14 protein-coding genes are annotated in these 15,267 nt (G+C 71.5%); 8 read left to right on the top strand and 6 right to left on the bottom strand.

What is annotated here, in order from left to right; translation table 11 throughout:
• Together orn and Q1N79_RS27285 are read right to left on the bottom strand one after the other, a co-directional pair.
• Positions 1-506 (bottom strand): oligoribonuclease (gene orn, locus Q1N79_RS27290; RefSeq protein ID WP_300613908.1); only part of this gene is annotated, 506 nt, incomplete at its 3' end.
• 67 nt (positions 507-573) lie between these two features.
• Entirely contained in the window at positions 574-1,233 is a 660-nt protein-coding gene (locus Q1N79_RS27285) for a pyridoxamine 5'-phosphate oxidase family protein (RefSeq protein ID WP_300613907.1), read from the bottom strand.
• A 60-nt stretch (positions 1,234-1,293) separates the two neighbouring features.
• Here Q1N79_RS27285 and Q1N79_RS27280 point away from each other — a divergent pair, with 60 nt between their 5' ends.
• On the top strand, positions 1,294-2,733 hold the full coding sequence (locus tag Q1N79_RS27280; RefSeq protein WP_300613906.1) for a PLP-dependent aminotransferase family protein: 1,440 nt from the start codon (positions 1,294-1,296) through the stop codon (positions 2,731-2,733).
• A 211-nt stretch (positions 2,734-2,944) separates the two neighbouring features.
• On the opposite strand, the gene Q1N79_RS27275 is transcribed toward Q1N79_RS27280, so the two are convergent.
• The 3 genes from Q1N79_RS27275 to Q1N79_RS27265 all read right to left on the bottom strand — a co-directional run bounded on the left by Q1N79_RS27275 (position 2,945) and on the right by Q1N79_RS27265 (position 5,456).
• Entirely contained in the window at positions 2,945-3,505 is a 561-nt protein-coding gene (locus tag Q1N79_RS27275) for a hypothetical protein (RefSeq protein ID WP_300613905.1), read from the bottom strand.
• A gap of 480 nt (positions 3,506-3,985) precedes the next feature.
• Positions 3,986-4,900, bottom strand: a complete 915-nt coding sequence (locus tag Q1N79_RS27270) for a dihydrodipicolinate synthase family protein (protein WP_300613904.1) — start codon at positions 4,898-4,900, stop codon at positions 3,986-3,988.
• A 1-nt stretch (position 4,901) separates the two neighbouring features.
• On the bottom strand, positions 4,902-5,456 hold the full coding sequence (locus Q1N79_RS27265; RefSeq protein WP_300613902.1) for a hypothetical protein: 555 nt from the start codon (positions 5,454-5,456) through the stop codon (positions 4,902-4,904).
• Between the two features lie 269 nt (positions 5,457-5,725).
• Between Q1N79_RS27265 and Q1N79_RS27260 the strand changes: the two genes are divergently transcribed.
• The 3 genes from Q1N79_RS27260 to Q1N79_RS27250 all read left to right on the top strand — a co-directional run bounded on the left by Q1N79_RS27260 (position 5,726) and on the right by Q1N79_RS27250 (position 7,663).
• Complete coding sequence (locus Q1N79_RS27260) at positions 5,726-6,610, top strand: helix-turn-helix transcriptional regulator (RefSeq protein WP_300613901.1); 885 nt, start codon at positions 5,726-5,728, stop codon at positions 6,608-6,610.
• 5 nt (positions 6,611-6,615) lie between these two features.
• On the top strand, positions 6,616-6,876 hold the full coding sequence (locus Q1N79_RS27255) for a DUF397 domain-containing protein (RefSeq protein WP_300613900.1): 261 nt from the start codon (positions 6,616-6,618) through the stop codon (positions 6,874-6,876).
• An 85-nt stretch (positions 6,877-6,961) separates the two neighbouring features.
• Positions 6,962-7,663 carry a CPBP family intramembrane glutamic endopeptidase gene (locus Q1N79_RS27250; protein ID WP_300613899.1) on the top strand — a complete coding sequence of 234 codons (702 nt, stop codon included), beginning with the start codon at positions 6,962-6,964 and terminating at the stop codon, positions 7,661-7,663.
• Here the strand turns inward: Q1N79_RS27250 and Q1N79_RS27245 are convergent.
• Positions 7,624-9,363, bottom strand: a complete 1,740-nt coding sequence (locus Q1N79_RS27245) for an FAD-dependent monooxygenase (protein ID WP_300613898.1) — start codon at positions 9,361-9,363, stop codon at positions 7,624-7,626. The genes Q1N79_RS27250 and Q1N79_RS27245 overlap by 40 nt on opposite strands.
• A 156-nt stretch (positions 9,364-9,519) precedes the next feature.
• Here Q1N79_RS27245 and Q1N79_RS27240 point away from each other — a divergent pair, with 156 nt between their 5' ends.
• The 4 genes from Q1N79_RS27240 (at position 9,520) to Q1N79_RS27225 (ending at position 15,082) form a co-directional block, all read left to right on the top strand.
• A complete protein-coding gene (locus Q1N79_RS27240; protein ID WP_300613897.1) occupies positions 9,520-10,347 on the top strand; it encodes an IclR family transcriptional regulator in 828 nt (275 codons plus the stop codon).
• Positions 10,348-10,472: 125 nt separating this feature from the next.
• A complete protein-coding gene (locus Q1N79_RS27235) occupies positions 10,473-11,996 on the top strand; it encodes an amidase (protein WP_300613910.1) in 1,524 nt (507 codons plus the stop codon).
• 214 nt (positions 11,997-12,210) lie between these two features.
• On the top strand, positions 12,211-13,572 hold the full coding sequence (mshC, locus tag Q1N79_RS27230; RefSeq protein ID WP_300613896.1) for a cysteine--1-D-myo-inosityl 2-amino-2-deoxy-alpha-D-glucopyranoside ligase: 1,362 nt from the start codon (positions 12,211-12,213) through the stop codon (positions 13,570-13,572).
• A gap of 67 nt (positions 13,573-13,639) precedes the next feature.
• Positions 13,640-15,082 (top strand): DUF4192 domain-containing protein, encoded by a 1,443-nt coding sequence (locus Q1N79_RS27225; RefSeq protein WP_367185150.1) that lies wholly within the window; start codon positions 13,640-13,642, stop codon positions 15,080-15,082.
• Positions 15,083-15,267: the final 185 nt, after the last annotated feature.

Raw genomic sequence — 15,267 nt, 5'->3', positions numbered from 1 at the left:
AGTTCCTGCACGCTCTCGGTGATGTCGGCGAGCGCCCGGTGCCCGCCGTGCTTGGCCGGCGAGGCGAAGTAGACCCGCGGGTACCAGCGGCGGGCCAGCTCCTTGATCGACGACACGTCGACCATCCGGTAGTGCAGGTAGGCGTCGAGCTCGGGCATGTCGCGGGCGATGAACCAGCGGTCGGTCGCGATCGAGTTCCCGCACAGCGGCACCTTGCGCGGCTCGGACACGTGCTGCCGCACATACGCGAGCACCGCCTCGGCCGCCTCGGCCAGCGTGATCCCGCTCGGCAGGTCGGCCAGCAGCCCGGACGTGGTGTGCATCTCGCGCACCACGTCACTCATCTGGTCAAGTGCCTCGGCCGGCGGCTTGATGATCAGGTCGATGCCGTCATCGAGCAGGTTCAGGTTGGCGTCGGTGACGAGGCACGCGATCTCGATGAGCGCGTCGCGCTCGACATCGAGCCCTGTCATCTCGCAGTCGATCCAAACCAGCCGGTCGTTCATCTCAACTAGATTAAGGCCATTTTTAATTATCCCGAACGATCCCGGCCGACTCTTCCGCGCACATGTCTCAATTCCGGTAGTTCCGGATGTGCGCAGGCATCTCCACGCCGGCGCGCAGCAGCGGGTCTGGTTCCGGTTCGCCGAACGTCACCGCCGCCGGCAGCACGCCCGCCCACACGTCCAGGCCGTAGTCCTCCGGTTCGTCCTTGGGCATCCCGGTGCGGATCTTCACCGACGCCTCGGTCAGCGGCAGCGACAGCACGGCGGTGGCGGCCATCTCCTTCTTGGTCGGCTGCCTGGCCGCCGCCCAGCGGCCCGGGATCAGGTGGTCGGTGATGACCTCAAGGGCGTGCCAGCGCTCGTCGTCGTCGCGCACGATGGCCGCGGCGCCGAACACGACCGCGCTGCGGTAGTTCACCGAGTGGCTGAACACCGCCCGCGCGCAGACCAGCCCGTCCATGTGCGTGACGGTCACGCACACCCGCTGCCCGTCCGCCGCGCCGAACGCCCCGTTCGCCGACGATCCGTGCAGGTAAAGCGTGTCGCCGTCGCGGCCGTAGGCGGTCGGCAGCACGAAAGGCGCGCCGTCGGCCAGCACGCCCAGGTGGCAGATGAGGCCGGCGTCGAGCACGGCGTACAGGTCGGCGCGGTCGGTCATGCCACGCTCATGATGCCTGCGCAGCGTGGTGCGGGGCGTGCCGGACAGCGGGGTGGTGTCAATGCTCATGATCCCGTACCCTATGCGCAAAGTGGACTGGTGAAAATAGCCACTTCTGGAGGGTTGCCGATGACCATTTCGCGCGCGGACCTGCCCGTGGTGGTGGACCGCCGCGCCGCCGCACCCCTGGCGGCGCAGATATCCGCGCAAGTCAGGGAGGCAGTCACGGTCGGCGTGCTCGGCCTGGGGGAGCGGCTGCCGTCCACCAGGGACCTGGCGGACATGCTCGGCGTGAGCCGGACCGTCGTCACGACCGCGTACACCCAGCTGTTCGCCGAAGGCTGGCTGGAGGGCCGCCACGGCTCCGGCACCTACGTGGCCGACGTCGCCCCCGGCCTCTCCCCGCCTCCCCCCGCCTCCCCGCCCCGCCCGGCTTCCCCAGCCCCCACCGCCTCCTCGGCAACTGCGCCGGGGGACCTCATCGAGCTGCGGCCGGGGGTCCCGTGGGCGGCCGGGATCGAGCCCGCCGTGTGGCGGCGCGCGTGGCGGTCCGCCGGAACCCGTCCGCCGGCGCTGTGGCCCGACCCCTACGGCCTGCCCGAACTGCGCGCCGAACTCGCCGCGTACCTGCGCCGGTCCCGCGGCCTGCTCGCCACTCCCGCGAACATCCTGGTGACCAGGGGGGTGGCCGGCGGGCTGGCGCTGCTCGCGGCGGCGCTCGTGCGCCCGGGCGACACGGTCGGCGTCGAAGAACCGGGCTACCCCGCCGCGCGGGAAGTCCTGCACAGGGCCGGCGCGCGGGTCGTGCCGTGCCGCGTGGACGTGCACGGCATCGTGCCCGACGAGCTGCCCCGTAACCTGCGCCTGCTGTACACCACGCCCGCGCACCAGTACCCGCTCGGCGGCCGGCTCCCCGTCGCCCGCAGGCACGCGCTGATCGGCTGGGCGCGCGCCACCGGCGCTGTCGTCGTGGAGGACGACTACGACAGCGAGTTCCGCTACGACGTCGGGCCGCTGCCCGCACTGCACAGCATGGACCCGGACGTGATCGTGTACCTGGGGACGGCGTCGAAGGTGCTGGCCCCGGGGTTCGGCGCCGGCTGGCTGGTCGCGGACCCCCACCTGGTCGAACGCCTGGCGCAGGTGCGCGTGGGCCTCGGCGATCGCGTTCCCGACCCGGTGCAGCACGCCCTGCTCACGCTGCTGGCCACCGGCGACCTGGAACGCCATGTCCGGCGGATGCGCCTGGAGTACGCGCGCCGCCGCGCGGCCCTGGTCGAGGCCCTGACCAGCCCGTGCGATGTCTGCGCCCCGTCCCGGCTGCTCGGCGAGACCGCCGGCATGCACGTGGTGCTCGAACTCCCGGCAGCCCGCCAGGCGGACCGCCTCGTGGCCGCCGCCGCCGAACGCGGCGTGGCGCTGTGGACGCTGGACCGCTACTTCGCAGGCCCGCCCACGGTCAGCGGCCTGATCCTCGGCTACGGCGCGGCGCCGCTGTCCGCAGTCCGCCGCGCCGCGGCCGAACTGCGCGCCCTGCTGACCCCCGTCGCCTACCCCGGCCCCGCCTGATGCCGCTATCCGAGACCGGCCCGGACGGCTGTCTCAGATGCTGGGACACCTTTTGCAAGATAGGACCCGAAACGCAGTTTCCATGCCCGGTTTTGTCATGTTTTGTCCCTGCCGTTCGGGACCTAACTTGGGCCAGAGCACCGGCACGGCTGCGCCGAGGCAGGGCCGCGGGGCGGCCGGGCTGGGGCTACGCCGGGCTAGGGCGGCCGGGCTAGGCAGGGATCGGGAGCGCGGCGGCCGGTGTCAGCTGCGCGGGCAGTTCGCGCGTGTGGACCTGCAGCACCTGCGCCCCGGTGAGCCGGTCGACGTCGATCCCGCCTGGGCCGATGTTGGCGCAGTCAGGAACCTGCGACGCGCCGAAGTGGCCGCCCCTGGCCCACAGCATCCTGCTGCGTTCGGCGCACGCGCGGGCGGGCCCGGAACCCGTGCCGCGGTGGGGAGTCGGCTGGCCGGCCGGCCACTGCCGTGGCACCTGCCAGGAGTCAAGCCAGCTGACGATCGCCCCGATGCCGGTGAGCGGGCCGTTGGTGAACGGGTCGGCGGGATGCCAGAGCACGCCGATCTGCACGCAGATCCGGCCCTCGGTGTTGACGTTGTCGGGAGCGGCTGGCACCCGGTCCGGTCCCCAGTCGAGCTGCTCGGGCGCGCCGAGCGCGCGGCCGGCCCGCAAGATCGAGATGAGCTGGACGATCTCGCCGGTCACCGGGTCCCAGACGAGATGGCAGGGGCGGCATTCGCTGACCAGCCGCTGCGCTGCCGACTGGATGGACACTGCCCGCGGGGCGGTTCCCAGGGTCAGCCAGACTGCCCGCGGGGCGCCACCCCGTAGGGGGCCGCCGTCAGTTTCCGCCCGGATGCGTTTTGCTCCCGGCATCCATGCGTGTGGCACTGGCTTTCCCTCCCAAGTAAGGGTCTAGACCTCGCGGTCCACGACTTCTCTCACTTGCTTACGCCCCTAGCTGCGATTAGTCCAGAGGGGAGGCGGCGAATCCAGATGGAAGCAATCTGCAAAGCGGCAGGAATCAATGTCGTTGATCTGGGGAGAGCGCGGTCGGCTAACGGTTAAGATTGCCACGCGAAGCCGCAGGCGCCAGCCGGGAAACCACCGTGGGGCAGCCTGCAAAGATGAGGCCCGGCGCCCCGCTTTCGCCGGGCCTCATTATGGAAGACGGCTGCCGTGGCAAACGGGTTCACATGAGACACCCGCGTTTGCCGACCTGTTACAAACAAGGCCCGTCAGCGCGGGCGGCGGCTAGCCGACGGCCGGGGCCAGCGACGCGACGAGATCGGCGATCCTGGCGGCGACTTCCGCACCGGGATCGGCCACCGGCATCCGGGCTGCCATCGGGACGAAGCCGCGCAACCGCAGCGCCTCCTTGACCTGGCCGATGCTCGCGCCCGTCGAGGCGATCGCGGCGACCTCGGCCTGATGGCGCGCCGCCCCGTTCTCGTCGCCCGCGGCCAGTGCCGCCGAAAGCGCGCTGAAGACCTCGGGAAATGCGGCCGCCCGCGCGGAAATAATCCCGGCACCGCCGGCGCGCAGCGTCGCCGCCAGGTCGGTGTCGTCGCCGGAAAAGATCTTCAGCCAGGGACATGCCGCCGCGCACGCCGCCACATTCCCAGCCGCGGCACCGCTGAACTTGGCGCCCGCCAGCCCGGCCGCCTGGGCCAGTTCGGCGAATTCCGCGGGCGGGACAGCCACGCCTGTCCGTTCGGGATACACATATGAATAAAGCCCCGCCGTCGGAGCGGCTTCTCGTATTCGCTGGTAATAAGCGGTGACTTCGGCCGGTGTCGGGTGCAGGTAATAGGGCGTGATCGCGGCGATCCGCGTGGCGCCGAGGGCCGCCGCGCCGCGGGTGAGCCGCGCGGCCCGGTGGGCGTCCGGCGCGCCGATGTGGGCGATCACCCGGTCCGGCCCGGCGACCTGCAGTGCGATCTCGACGAGCGTCATCCGCTCGTCGTCATCAAGCGCCGGGAACTCACCCGTGGTGCCGGCCACGAACAGGCCGTCCACGCTGTCGGCGAGGAACCGGAACAGCCGACGGGCGATCGCGGCGTCCAGTGCGCCGTCAGGCGTGAACGGAGTGGGCGCCGCGGCGAAGACGACGCCCGCCACCTGCGCGTTCGCTGCAGCGACTGCAGCGACTTCAGCGACGTCGGCCATATCAGCGCGGCTGGGTCTTGAAGAACGCCGTCGACGTCGGGCGCCACAAGAAGAACAGCGAAGCCAGGCCTATCACCCAGATCACCAGCACAATGACCATGGAGGCGATCAGGGTGGCCGCGCCGCGGGTCTGGCCGATGTTCACGTAGGTGTAGTACGTCCACAGCACGAAGAACACCGACGCGGTGATCCGCGCCCAGTTCCGTCCGGCGCTGTTCATCCTGGCCATCCACAGCCACAGGGCGATCGCGATCAGCCCGATGATGATTACCTCGACAACGTAGAACGTGGCGAGGGAATGGATCTGGCTGACAGTGAGCTGCTTCGACTTGGGCTGCGTCTTGTTCGAGGCGATCAGCGCATTAATCAGCGCACTCCGCTCAGATGCTGTGACGATCACCCCGAACGCAAGGTAGACGGTGCTGGCGGCAGCGCCGGCGAGCATGAGCTTGACCGCCCACTGCACGGTGCCCGGCGCCGCGAGCAGGCGGTCGGGAAGCGCCTGCTTGCGCCCGGCGGGAACCTTCTTGTCGCTGCCTGCGGAAGACTTGAACATGTCCTGCCCTAACGTGACGCGCTGACGTTCGAAGCATAGTCGGGGTGGGCCGCGAAGCCACACACACGGCACATGTCCTGTCTGTCCTACCTTCTAAGTATTGGCGGAAACTCGTCTGGCAACGGCGTGCGCGATATCATTCACAGGTCATCGCGCTCGCAAGCGCGAATGCGCGTGCAGACAGCTCGTGCAGACATGCTTCTGGGTGGTGAGAAAGTGCAGGTTGGGGGGGAGTACCGGCCCGCAGCGGGGCCTGAAAGGGGCTCGGGATGAGCATCAGTCCGCCTGGGGGCGGCGTTGTCCCCGTAGGCGGACCCACGGTACTGCGAATCCTGCTTGGCGCACAGCTTCGCCGCCTGCGGGAGTCGGCCAACATCTCGCGTGAGGACGCGGGTTACCACATACGCGCGTCCGGCTCCAAGATCAGCCGGATGGAGCTCGGCCGCGTGTCGTTCAAGGAACGTGACATCACCGATCTGCTCGAGCTCTACGGGGTCACCGATCCCGTGCACCGTGAGCAGCTCGTGCAGCTGACCCGCGACGCCAACGCCCCGGCGTGGTGGCAGCGGCTGCAGGATGTCGTGCCCGACTGGTTCGCCGTCTACGTGGGCCTTGAGGAGGCCGCGCAGCTCATTCGTGTCTACGAGGTGCAGTTCGTGCCCGGCCTGCTGCAGACCGAGGACTACGCCCGCGCGGTCGTATTGCAGGGGGCGCCAGGCGCCGACCCCGCCGACGTCGAACGGCGGGTCGCCCTGCGGATGGGCCGGCAGAAGCTGCTCGAGAAGGACGACCCGCCCAAGCTGTGGGCGATCGTCGATGAGGCGGCGCTGCGCCGCCCGATGGGCGGCCGCGAGGTTCTCGTCGCGCAGATCGAGCGGCTGATGGACGCGATCAGCGACCCCAACGTGACGCTGCAGGTCATGCCGTTCCGGTATGGTGGGCACGCGGCCGAGGGCGGCGCGTTCACGATCATGCGGTTCCCTGAAGCGGACCTGCCAGACATGGTCTACATGGAGTACCTGACCGGCGCGCTATACCTCGACAAGCCAGACGAAGTCGAAAGGTACGCTGCGGTGATGGAGCGGCTCTCGGTGGCGGGAACCTCACCCGACCGGACGAGGGAGATCCTGACCGCGATCTTGAAGGAGATCTGAGCGCAGTGGCAGGCAACGGCGCCGTCTACAACGGCATGCCGGCTGGGGACCTGGATGTCCAGTGGCGTTCGGTCGGGGGAGCGGCCAGAGCGGCCGGCCCGGCCGGCCCGGGGGCGGGCGTCGAGATGGCTAAGCTGCCCGACGGCCAGATCGCGGTGCGGAATTCCGCTGATCCGGACGGCCCGGCGCTGATCTACACGCGGGCGGAGATCGAAGCGCTGATCGGCGGCGCGCAGGACGGGGATTTCGACGCGCTCCTCGCCTGAGGCGGTCACGCCGGTCCCGGGTCCGCAACCGCTATCCAGAACGGACCGGCGGCTGCTGTGGTGGGAGATCGTTGCTGTCTTCGCGGTGTCGCTGGGCGCCAGCGGGGTCTACGCGTTCGTCTCCTACATCGGCTCGCTGACCGCGCACCAGGCACTGAGTGCGCAGCAGGTCATACTCAACGGCTCGCAGGCGCCGGGCCGCCCGCTGCTCGACCTGTTCCTGCAGCTCGTGTCCATCGGCAGCGGCGCCGCGCCGGTGCTGCTCGTGTTCTACCTGCTGGCCAGGAACGGCGAGGGCGCGTCGGCCATCGGCGTCGACTTCGCAGAGCCCAGGCGCGACCTGCTGCGCGGCGCCGGGCTCGCGGCGCTGATCGGCGGCAGCGGCCTGGGCCTGTACATCCTCGCCTACAAGTCGGGCATCGCCGTGAACATCGTCGCCGAGAGCCTGCCCGACGTGTGGTGGCGGATCCCGGTGCTGCTGCTGTCCGCCTTCCAGAACGGGCTGCTCGAAGAGGTCGTGGTCCTGGGCTACCTGCTGACCAGGCTGCGGCGGCTCGGCCTGCGCCCGCAGTACGCCATCGCGATCAGCGCGTGCGTGCGCGGCTCCTATCACCTGTACCAGGGGCTCGGCGGCTTCCTCGGCAACGCGATCATGGGCGTCATCTTCGGCATCCTGTTCCTGCGCTGGAAGCGCGCCGCCCCGATGGTCACCGCGCACACGCTGATCGACGCGGTGGCGTTCGTCGGCTACGCCGCGCTCGTCGGCCACGTCTCGTGGCTGCCCTGACCCGCGCCTGGACCGTTCCCCGTGACGAGCGCGGCGAGGGCGCTCGCCTCCGGCTGGGAGTCCCCGGACCGCCAGGCGACATGCAGGTCGGGGCGGACCAGGAGCAGCCGGTGCCCCGCGTAGACAGCCTGCGCGGCGGTCGAGGTCACGTCGAGCACGTCAAGCCGCGCCCCGAGCGCCCCGAACGCGCCCGCCAGTTCCCTCGTGTACCCCGCCGTGCCGTTGCCGGTCGCGCCGGGCAGGCGCAGCAGCGTGAACCCGGTCCCGAGCAGGTCGTGCAGCGGGGTCCCGTCGTCTAGCCACAGGTGCGGCAGCCGGGCACCCGGCCACGTCGTGACCGCCGGCGCGGGGGACATGCCCGCGGGCAGCGCGATGACCGGCGACCCGGTGTACCGGTAGTCGCGCTCGATCCGCGACAGTTCGGCGTACCACCGCTCTGCGGCCGCGGCCTGGATGAGCCGCAGCCTGCTGCGCGCACCCGTGGGCGTGTCGTCGAGGATGTCCGGGCGCCACTCGGCGCGCCAGCGGCGTTCGGCCTCCGCGGCGGCGAGTGACGCGGTGATCGCCTGGGCCGCGACGGGCCGCCGCTCCGCCTCGTAGGAGCGCAGCAGCGCCGGACCGCCCCAGCCGCGCAGCGTGCCCGCGAGCTTCCAGGCCAGGTCGGCAGCGTCCGCGACGGCGACGCTCAGGCCGAGGCCGCCGGCGGTGCCCGTCGGGTGCGCCGCGTCGCCGGCCAGGAAAACCCGCTCGCCGCCGCGCCTGACCTCGGCCCCGCTGTACCGCTCGGCGAGCAGCAGGTCCTGCGCCCACTCGCCCTCGCACAGGATCTTGTAGCCGTTGCGGGCGTGCTGTCCGGCCACCGCCTCGAACAGCGCCGACATCGGCGGCCCGGACGGCCCGGACGGCCCGGACGGCCGCGACCCGCCAGGTCGGCCCGCGTCCGGCGCGTGCAGGGTGAAGTGCTGGGTGTCGTCCTGGACGATGAGCGTGCACGGGTTCTCGCCGACGACGTGATACTGGATGGCCCGGCCGCCCGGGAGCCGTTCGTACAGGTCCGGGCAGTGGATGAGGGCCTGCCGCACCGGCTGGCGCGGCTGCCCGCGCAAGTCGATGCCGAGCATCGTGCGGACCGTGCTGTCCGCGCCATCGCAGCCGACCAGGTAGTCCGCGCGGAACGTCCGGAGCCGGCTGCTCGTGTGCACCATCGCCGTGACGCCCCCGCCGACCAGCGCGAAGTCGATGAGCTCGGCGCCGAACCGTACCGTCACCCCCGGCGTCGCCTCGGCCACCTCGCGCAGCAGCGGCTCCAGCGTGTACTGCGACAAGATCAGCGGCGGCTCGAGCGGCATCGTCCCGTCGTTGACCTCGAGGGCCGCCGCGAGCACCTCGGCCACCTGCGGGTACCGGTGCCGCACCAGCGGCGCCGCCAGCGACCCGGCGCAGATCAGCACGTCAAGCGGCGCGTCGCTTGGCAGCCCGGCGTCACGCAGCCGCCCCGAGATGCCCAGCCGCCGGAAGATCTCCATGGCCCGCGCGCCGCACCGGTCCGCGCCAGGCACCCGGGCCGGGGCAGGCCTGGCGTCGACGACCTCGCAGCTCACGCCGAGCTGCCCGAGGGTGATCGCGAGCGTCAGCCCGGCCGGACCGCCGCCGGCGATCAGCACCGGGATATCGGAACTCGGCTCGCCTGCCAGGTTCACACCGTCCTTCCAGCCGCCCGGAGTATCGCCAGACGGGTTGACGCTTCACTAATGCCTCGTTATCGTGACACGAAAATCGCGCTATGAGGCCCCGAGAAGAACTCATTGGTCACTGATTCAGCTGTCGGAACACCGGGGAGGCCCGGAGCATCGGGGGTGCCCGCGACACCGGGGGTGCCCGGGGCGCCCGGGGCACCCGCGCCAGCCGGCGCCGTCCAACACGGCGTCGCTGCCGCTGCCAGCCCCGGTGCCGAAGGCGCGCGCCGGGTACTGGCGGTGCTGCAGGCTTTCTCCCCACAGCACCACACGCTCACCGCGCGGGACCTGGCGGAGTCCACCGGCATCCCATTGCCCAGCATGTACCGTTATATCGCGCTTTTGCGCGAAACGGGGCTGCTTGTCGGCGATGACCGCGGCGCCTATCATCTGTCGGCGCGCCTGATCTCGCTCGCCAGGGCCGCGGAGGCGTCCGAGTCGATCATCGAGATCGCCGACCCGGTGATGCGCGCTCTGATGAGCGAGTGCGGTGAGACCGTGATCCTGGTGCGGCTCATCGGCCGGGTCCCGGTGTGCGTGCACCGCGTCGAGTCCGCGCATCACATGCGCGCCACGTTCGAGCCGGGCCAGCCGTTGCCGCTTGAGCGCGGCGCGAGCGGCCGGGTGCTGCTCGCGGGGCTGGGAGCCCAGCAGCGGCGGGATTACCTGGCGTCGCTCGCGCAGCTGGACCCGGAGGCGTTCGCGAGGGTGGAGCAGGCCGTGGCCGACACCGCCGAACGCGGCTGGGCGGTCAGCGAGGAGGAGATCGACCGCGGCGTGTGGGCGGCGTCCGCGGCCGTCACCGACGGGCGGGCCACCATGGCGGCGCTGACCGTGCCGTCCCCGCTGGTGCGCGCGCCCGTCGAACTGCAGGACCGGCTGCTCGCCCAGGTGCGTGCGGCGGCGCGGCAGATCGGCGATCTGCTGCGCGACGCCGGGCGACCCTAGCCAGTAACGAGCCGGTTACCGTGTCCCTCTTCGGCGGTTATCCTGCGGGCATGCCGGATTTCCGCGATTCGCCCGGAGTTACCCGGGAACTTCCTGGTACGAGCGCGGATCCGGCGTTGTCTTCCGTGGCTGGGCTGCGGCAGGCGATGGCCGACGGCCGACTCACGGCGGCGGCGCTGACCCAGCACTACCTGAGCCGTATCGCGGAGCTGAACCGCGTGCTGCACGCCGTGATCACGGTCAGCCCCGCCGCCACGGCCGAGGCAGCAGCCAGCGACCGGGCGTGGGCGGCGGGCCGCCCGCGCGGGCCGCTTGAGGGCATCCCCGTGCTTGTCAAGGACAACGTTCAGGTGGCCGGCATGCCGACGACCGCAGGGTCGCCCGCACTGGCGACGGCGCGGCCTGGTGACGCCTTCATCGTCTCCCGGCTGCGCGCCGCGGGCGCGGTGATCCTGGCCAAGGCGAACCTGTCGGAGTGGGCCAACTTCCGCTCGACCCACTCCAGCAGCGGCTGGTCCACGATCGGCGGCCAGACCGCGAACCCGTACGCGCTGGACCGGAGCCCGTCGGGTTCCAGTTCGGGGTCGGCGGCCGGCGTCTCCGCGGGCCTCGCGCCGCTCGCGATCGGCACCGAGACGGACGGCTCGATCGTGTCCCCGTCGAGTGCCTGCGGGGTGGTGGGCATCAAGCCGACCGCGGGCCTGGTCAGCCGGACCGGCATCGTGCCGCTGTCACCGGTGCAGGACACCGCGGGGCCGATGGCGGCATCGGTCGCGGACGCGGCGGCGATGCTGTCCGTGCTGGCCGCCCCCGACCCGCAAGATCCGGCCGCCGATCTTGGGGATCATTATTCCGAACGATCCCGTGGTCCCACCGACTACACAGGCTTTCTCGACCCGGGGGCGATCGAGGGCGCGCGGATCGGCATCTGGCGGGCGGCCTCGGCGACGGCGGACGCGGCGACCGCGGCCCTGCTCGACGCGGCCGTGGAACGCCTGCGCGCGCTCGGCGCCAAGCTGACCGACCCGGTGGACCTGCCGGACGTCGACAAGATCACCCAGCCCGAGTTCGAGGCCCTGGAATACGAGTTCAAGTACGGCATCAACGCCTACCTCGGGCAGCTGGCCGCGCAGGGCGTGGCGACGCCGGCCACGCCCCGCTCGCTGGCCGAGCTGATCGCGTTCAACGAGCGCAACGCCGACCTGGTGCTCTGCCGGTTCGGCCAGGAGATCTTCCTCGCGGCGGAGGCGACGAGCGGCAACCTGACCGACCCGGAGTACCTGGAGCTGCGGGCGGCCGCGACCAGGCTGGCGGTCAACGCGCTTGAGACCCCGGTGGCCGAGCACGGGCTCGACGCGATCGTCTCGCTCACCGCGAACCCGGCGTGGCTCACCGACTACGTCCTCGGCGACCACAACGTCTTCGGCACGTCACGGCCGGCGGCGGTGTCCGGCTGGCCGGCGATCAGCGTGCCGTTCGGCTACGTGTGCGGACTGCCGGTGGGCGTGACGTTCGTCGGGCCCAGGTGGAGCGAGCCCCGCCTGATCGCCCTCGTCTACGCCTTCGAGCAAGCGACCGCCGCCCGCCGCCCCCCCGCTCTCCTCCCCACCGTAACCCCCGCCCCTCCCGTAATCCCTGCCCTGGCGTAATCCCTGCCCTGGCGTAACCCCGTCCCCCCGTCCCCCCGTAACCCCGTAACCCCTGCCCGCTGTAACCCTCTTGGTGGTGTGGCCCCCGCCGCGAAGAGCGGTGCGAACCCGTCGGCAGGACGGGCCGCGGCGCCGGACCGCCGGCCCTCCGGCGGCGGCGAAGCCGTGCCTCGCCTCGACTGGCCGCCGTCAAAGGCACGATAACCTGGCAATTATGGATGCTTGGCGTGCTGCCGATGTTCCGGTTCTGCCCGGCCGCGGGGTTGAACTGCGGCTGCGGAATACGGCGACCGGCAAGTTGACGGCCGCGGCTACCGGACACAAGGCATCGCTGTACGCCTGCGGGATCACCCCCTACGACGCCACGCACATCGGTCACGCGGCGACGTTCACGGCCTGGGACCTGCTTGTCCGCGCCTGGCTCGACGCCGGGCACGAGGTGACCTACGCCCAGAACGTCACCGACATCGACGACCCGCTTCTTGAGCGCGCCGAGCGCGACGGCGACGACTGGTGGGAGCTGGCCGTTCGCGAGACCGAACGATACCGCAGGGACATGGAGGCCCTGCGGGTGCTGCCGCCCACGTATCTGGTCGGCGCGGTCGAGGCACTGCCCGTGATCAACCGGTTCGCCGAGCGGCTCGCCGCGCGGGGCGCGCTGTACGACCTGGACGGCGACGTTTACTTCGCGCGCGGTGCCGACCCGGCGTTCGGCTCCCTGGCCGGCCCGGAAACGGCCTGCGGCCTGTCGCTGGCGCAGCTGACCATGCTGTCCGCGGAGCGCGGCGGCGACCCCGACCGGCCGGGTAAGAAGGACCCGCTCGACGCTGTGGTCTGGCGTGCCGAGCGCCCAGGGGAGCCCGCCTGGGACTCGCACTTCGGCCGGGGCCGACCCGGCTGGCACGTGGAATGCGCCGCGATCGCCACCGAATACCTCGGCGCCGCCTTCGACGTGCAGGCCGGCGGCAGCGACCTGGTGTTCCCGCACCACGAGCTGAGCGCCTCGCACGCCCGGGTGGCCTGCGCGCCGCCGACTCCCGGCGCCGGTGCGGAAGGTCATGTCTTCGCCCGGCTGTACGCCCACTCCGGCATGGTGGCCTATCAGGGCGCCAAGATGTCCAAGTCGCTGGGCAACCTGGTCTTCGTCAGCCGGCTGCGCGAGTCAGGAGTCGACCCGATGGCGATCCGGCTGGCCATCGCCGCGCACCATTACCGCGCGGACTGGGAATGGACCGACGGCGTCCTCGCCGAGGCCGAGTCCCGCCTGTCCCGCTGGCGCGCGGCGACGGCCCCCGCGTCCCCCGCGGCCCCCGCGTCCCCCGCGTCCGTTGTCTCGCCAGCCTCGCACCTCGCCGCAGCCCCCGTGGCTGCGACGTCGGCCGGTGTCCCGGCGGCTGAGGCGGTGCTGCAGACCGTACGCGAGCGCCTGGCCGGCGACCTAGACGCCCCTGGCGCCCTGGCCGCGATCGACGCCTGGGCGGACGCGGTTCTGTCCGCGCCTCCGGGATCGGTCCAGCCGGACCCGGTCAGGCTGATCCGCGACACCGCAGACGCGCTCCTGGGCGTGGCCCTGTAGCGCCCGCGACCTCCGGGGCAGGCCGGGGCGGCAGTCGCGACACCGCCAATACCTTTCCCGGGTGAGTATGTCAAGGAATACTTTTGTGTCCCTGTGGATTACCGCGAAGTTATCCACAGCCGCCGACCGGCGTATGCACCTCCCTTTTGCCCTCAAGCAGGCTGGCTGCATGACACACAACCTCTCCGCGGGTTCCCAGGTGCCGGGAGCCGTCCCCGGACCGGCCGCAGCGGGAGCCGTCCAGTCGGCCAGTGCCCCGCAGCCGGATACCAGGCGGCAGGCAGACAGCGCTCCGGATGCGGCGCGCACCCGGCGGGCCGCAACTCAGGCTTCCACACCCAAGTCCCGCCGCAAGCCACCGGCGAACCGTGCCAGGCGGTCGGCGGCGACGGCGGGCCACATCCGGTCAGCGCCGGAGCGGCGCGTTCGGATCGGCTCGCCGACCGCTCTGCTCGCGGCGGTGCCCGTACTGCTCCAGTTCCAGCCGGGCAGCAGCATGGTCGTCATCGGCACGGAACCGCCGGGGTCGCAGGTGCGGCTCACGCTCCGTTATGACCTGCCCGATCCGCCGGACCCCGCGCTGGCCGCCGAGATCGCCGCGCACGCCGTGGCGGTGCTCGCGGCGCAGCGCATCAACCGTGCCGCCGCGGTTGGCTACGGTCCCGGTCACCTGGTCACGCCGGTCGCTGACGCGCTGCGCGCGTGGGCGCCGTCGGCCGGGATAACAGTGGCAGAACTGCTTCGGGTGGAGAACAGGCGCTACTGGTCCTACCTGTGTGCCGAGCCTGGCTGTTGCCCTCCGGAAGGCACGCCGTTCGACGTCAGCGGCCATCCGGCGGCCCGCGCACTGGCGGCCGGGGGAGCAGCCCGGGTGCTGTCCAGCCGGGCCGAGTTGGCCGCCACGGTCGCCCCGCTGGACGGGGACGCCGGCGAGGCGATGCGCCGGGCGACCCGGCAGGCGGAGGAGCACGTCGCCAGGCTCGTCTCGCGGGTGGCGATGTCGGGTCGCAGGGCGTCCGCCCGCCGCCTCATCGCGACCGCTGGCCTGCAGGCGGTCGGCACGGCGATCGCTCGTTACCGCCGCGGGGAGAGCGTGGGTCCGGAGATAGCGGCGTGGCTCACCGTCGTGCTGCGCGATCTGCGGGTGCGCGACGACGCGTGGTCGAGGATGCAGCCCGAATACCTGGAGGCGCACCTGCGCCTGTGGACCGACCTCACCCGGATGGCCCGGCCCGGGTACGCGTCCGCGCCGGCGTCGCTGCTTGCCTTCGTCGCCTGGCAGTCAGGCAACGGCGCACTCGCCAACGTCGCGCTTGACCGGGCGCTAACCGACGACCCCGGTTACTCGATGGCCGTTCTGCTCAGGCAGGTCCTTGACTCCGGCGCTCCGCCGTCGCTGGCGCGGTTGCCGATGACCCCGGAGGAGGTCGCCGCCAGCTATGACGACCTGGAGACCACGCACGACGAAGACGGCCAGCGCGACACGGACGACGCCGCCGGGCAGCCGTGACGACGAAGCGACCAGCTGAGTGCGGACCAGCGCATACGCCATTGACTGGCGCAGATTAGCCAATAAGAATCTCGATCAAACAACCTTGCGTAACAGCAATCATCTCATTACGGTTCTGACACCGGCGCACGGGAGCATGGGTACGGCTGGCAGGGCAGGACCGGCACGACGGTGCGACGGAGGAG

The sequence above is a fragment of the Trebonia sp. genome (genome assembly GCF_030042015.1).
Classification (GTDB): Bacteria; Actinomycetota; Actinomycetes; order Streptosporangiales; family Streptosporangiaceae; genus Trebonia.
Note: the sequence above shows the minus strand (reverse complement) of the source record. Positions and strands in the feature narration are given on the sequence as shown.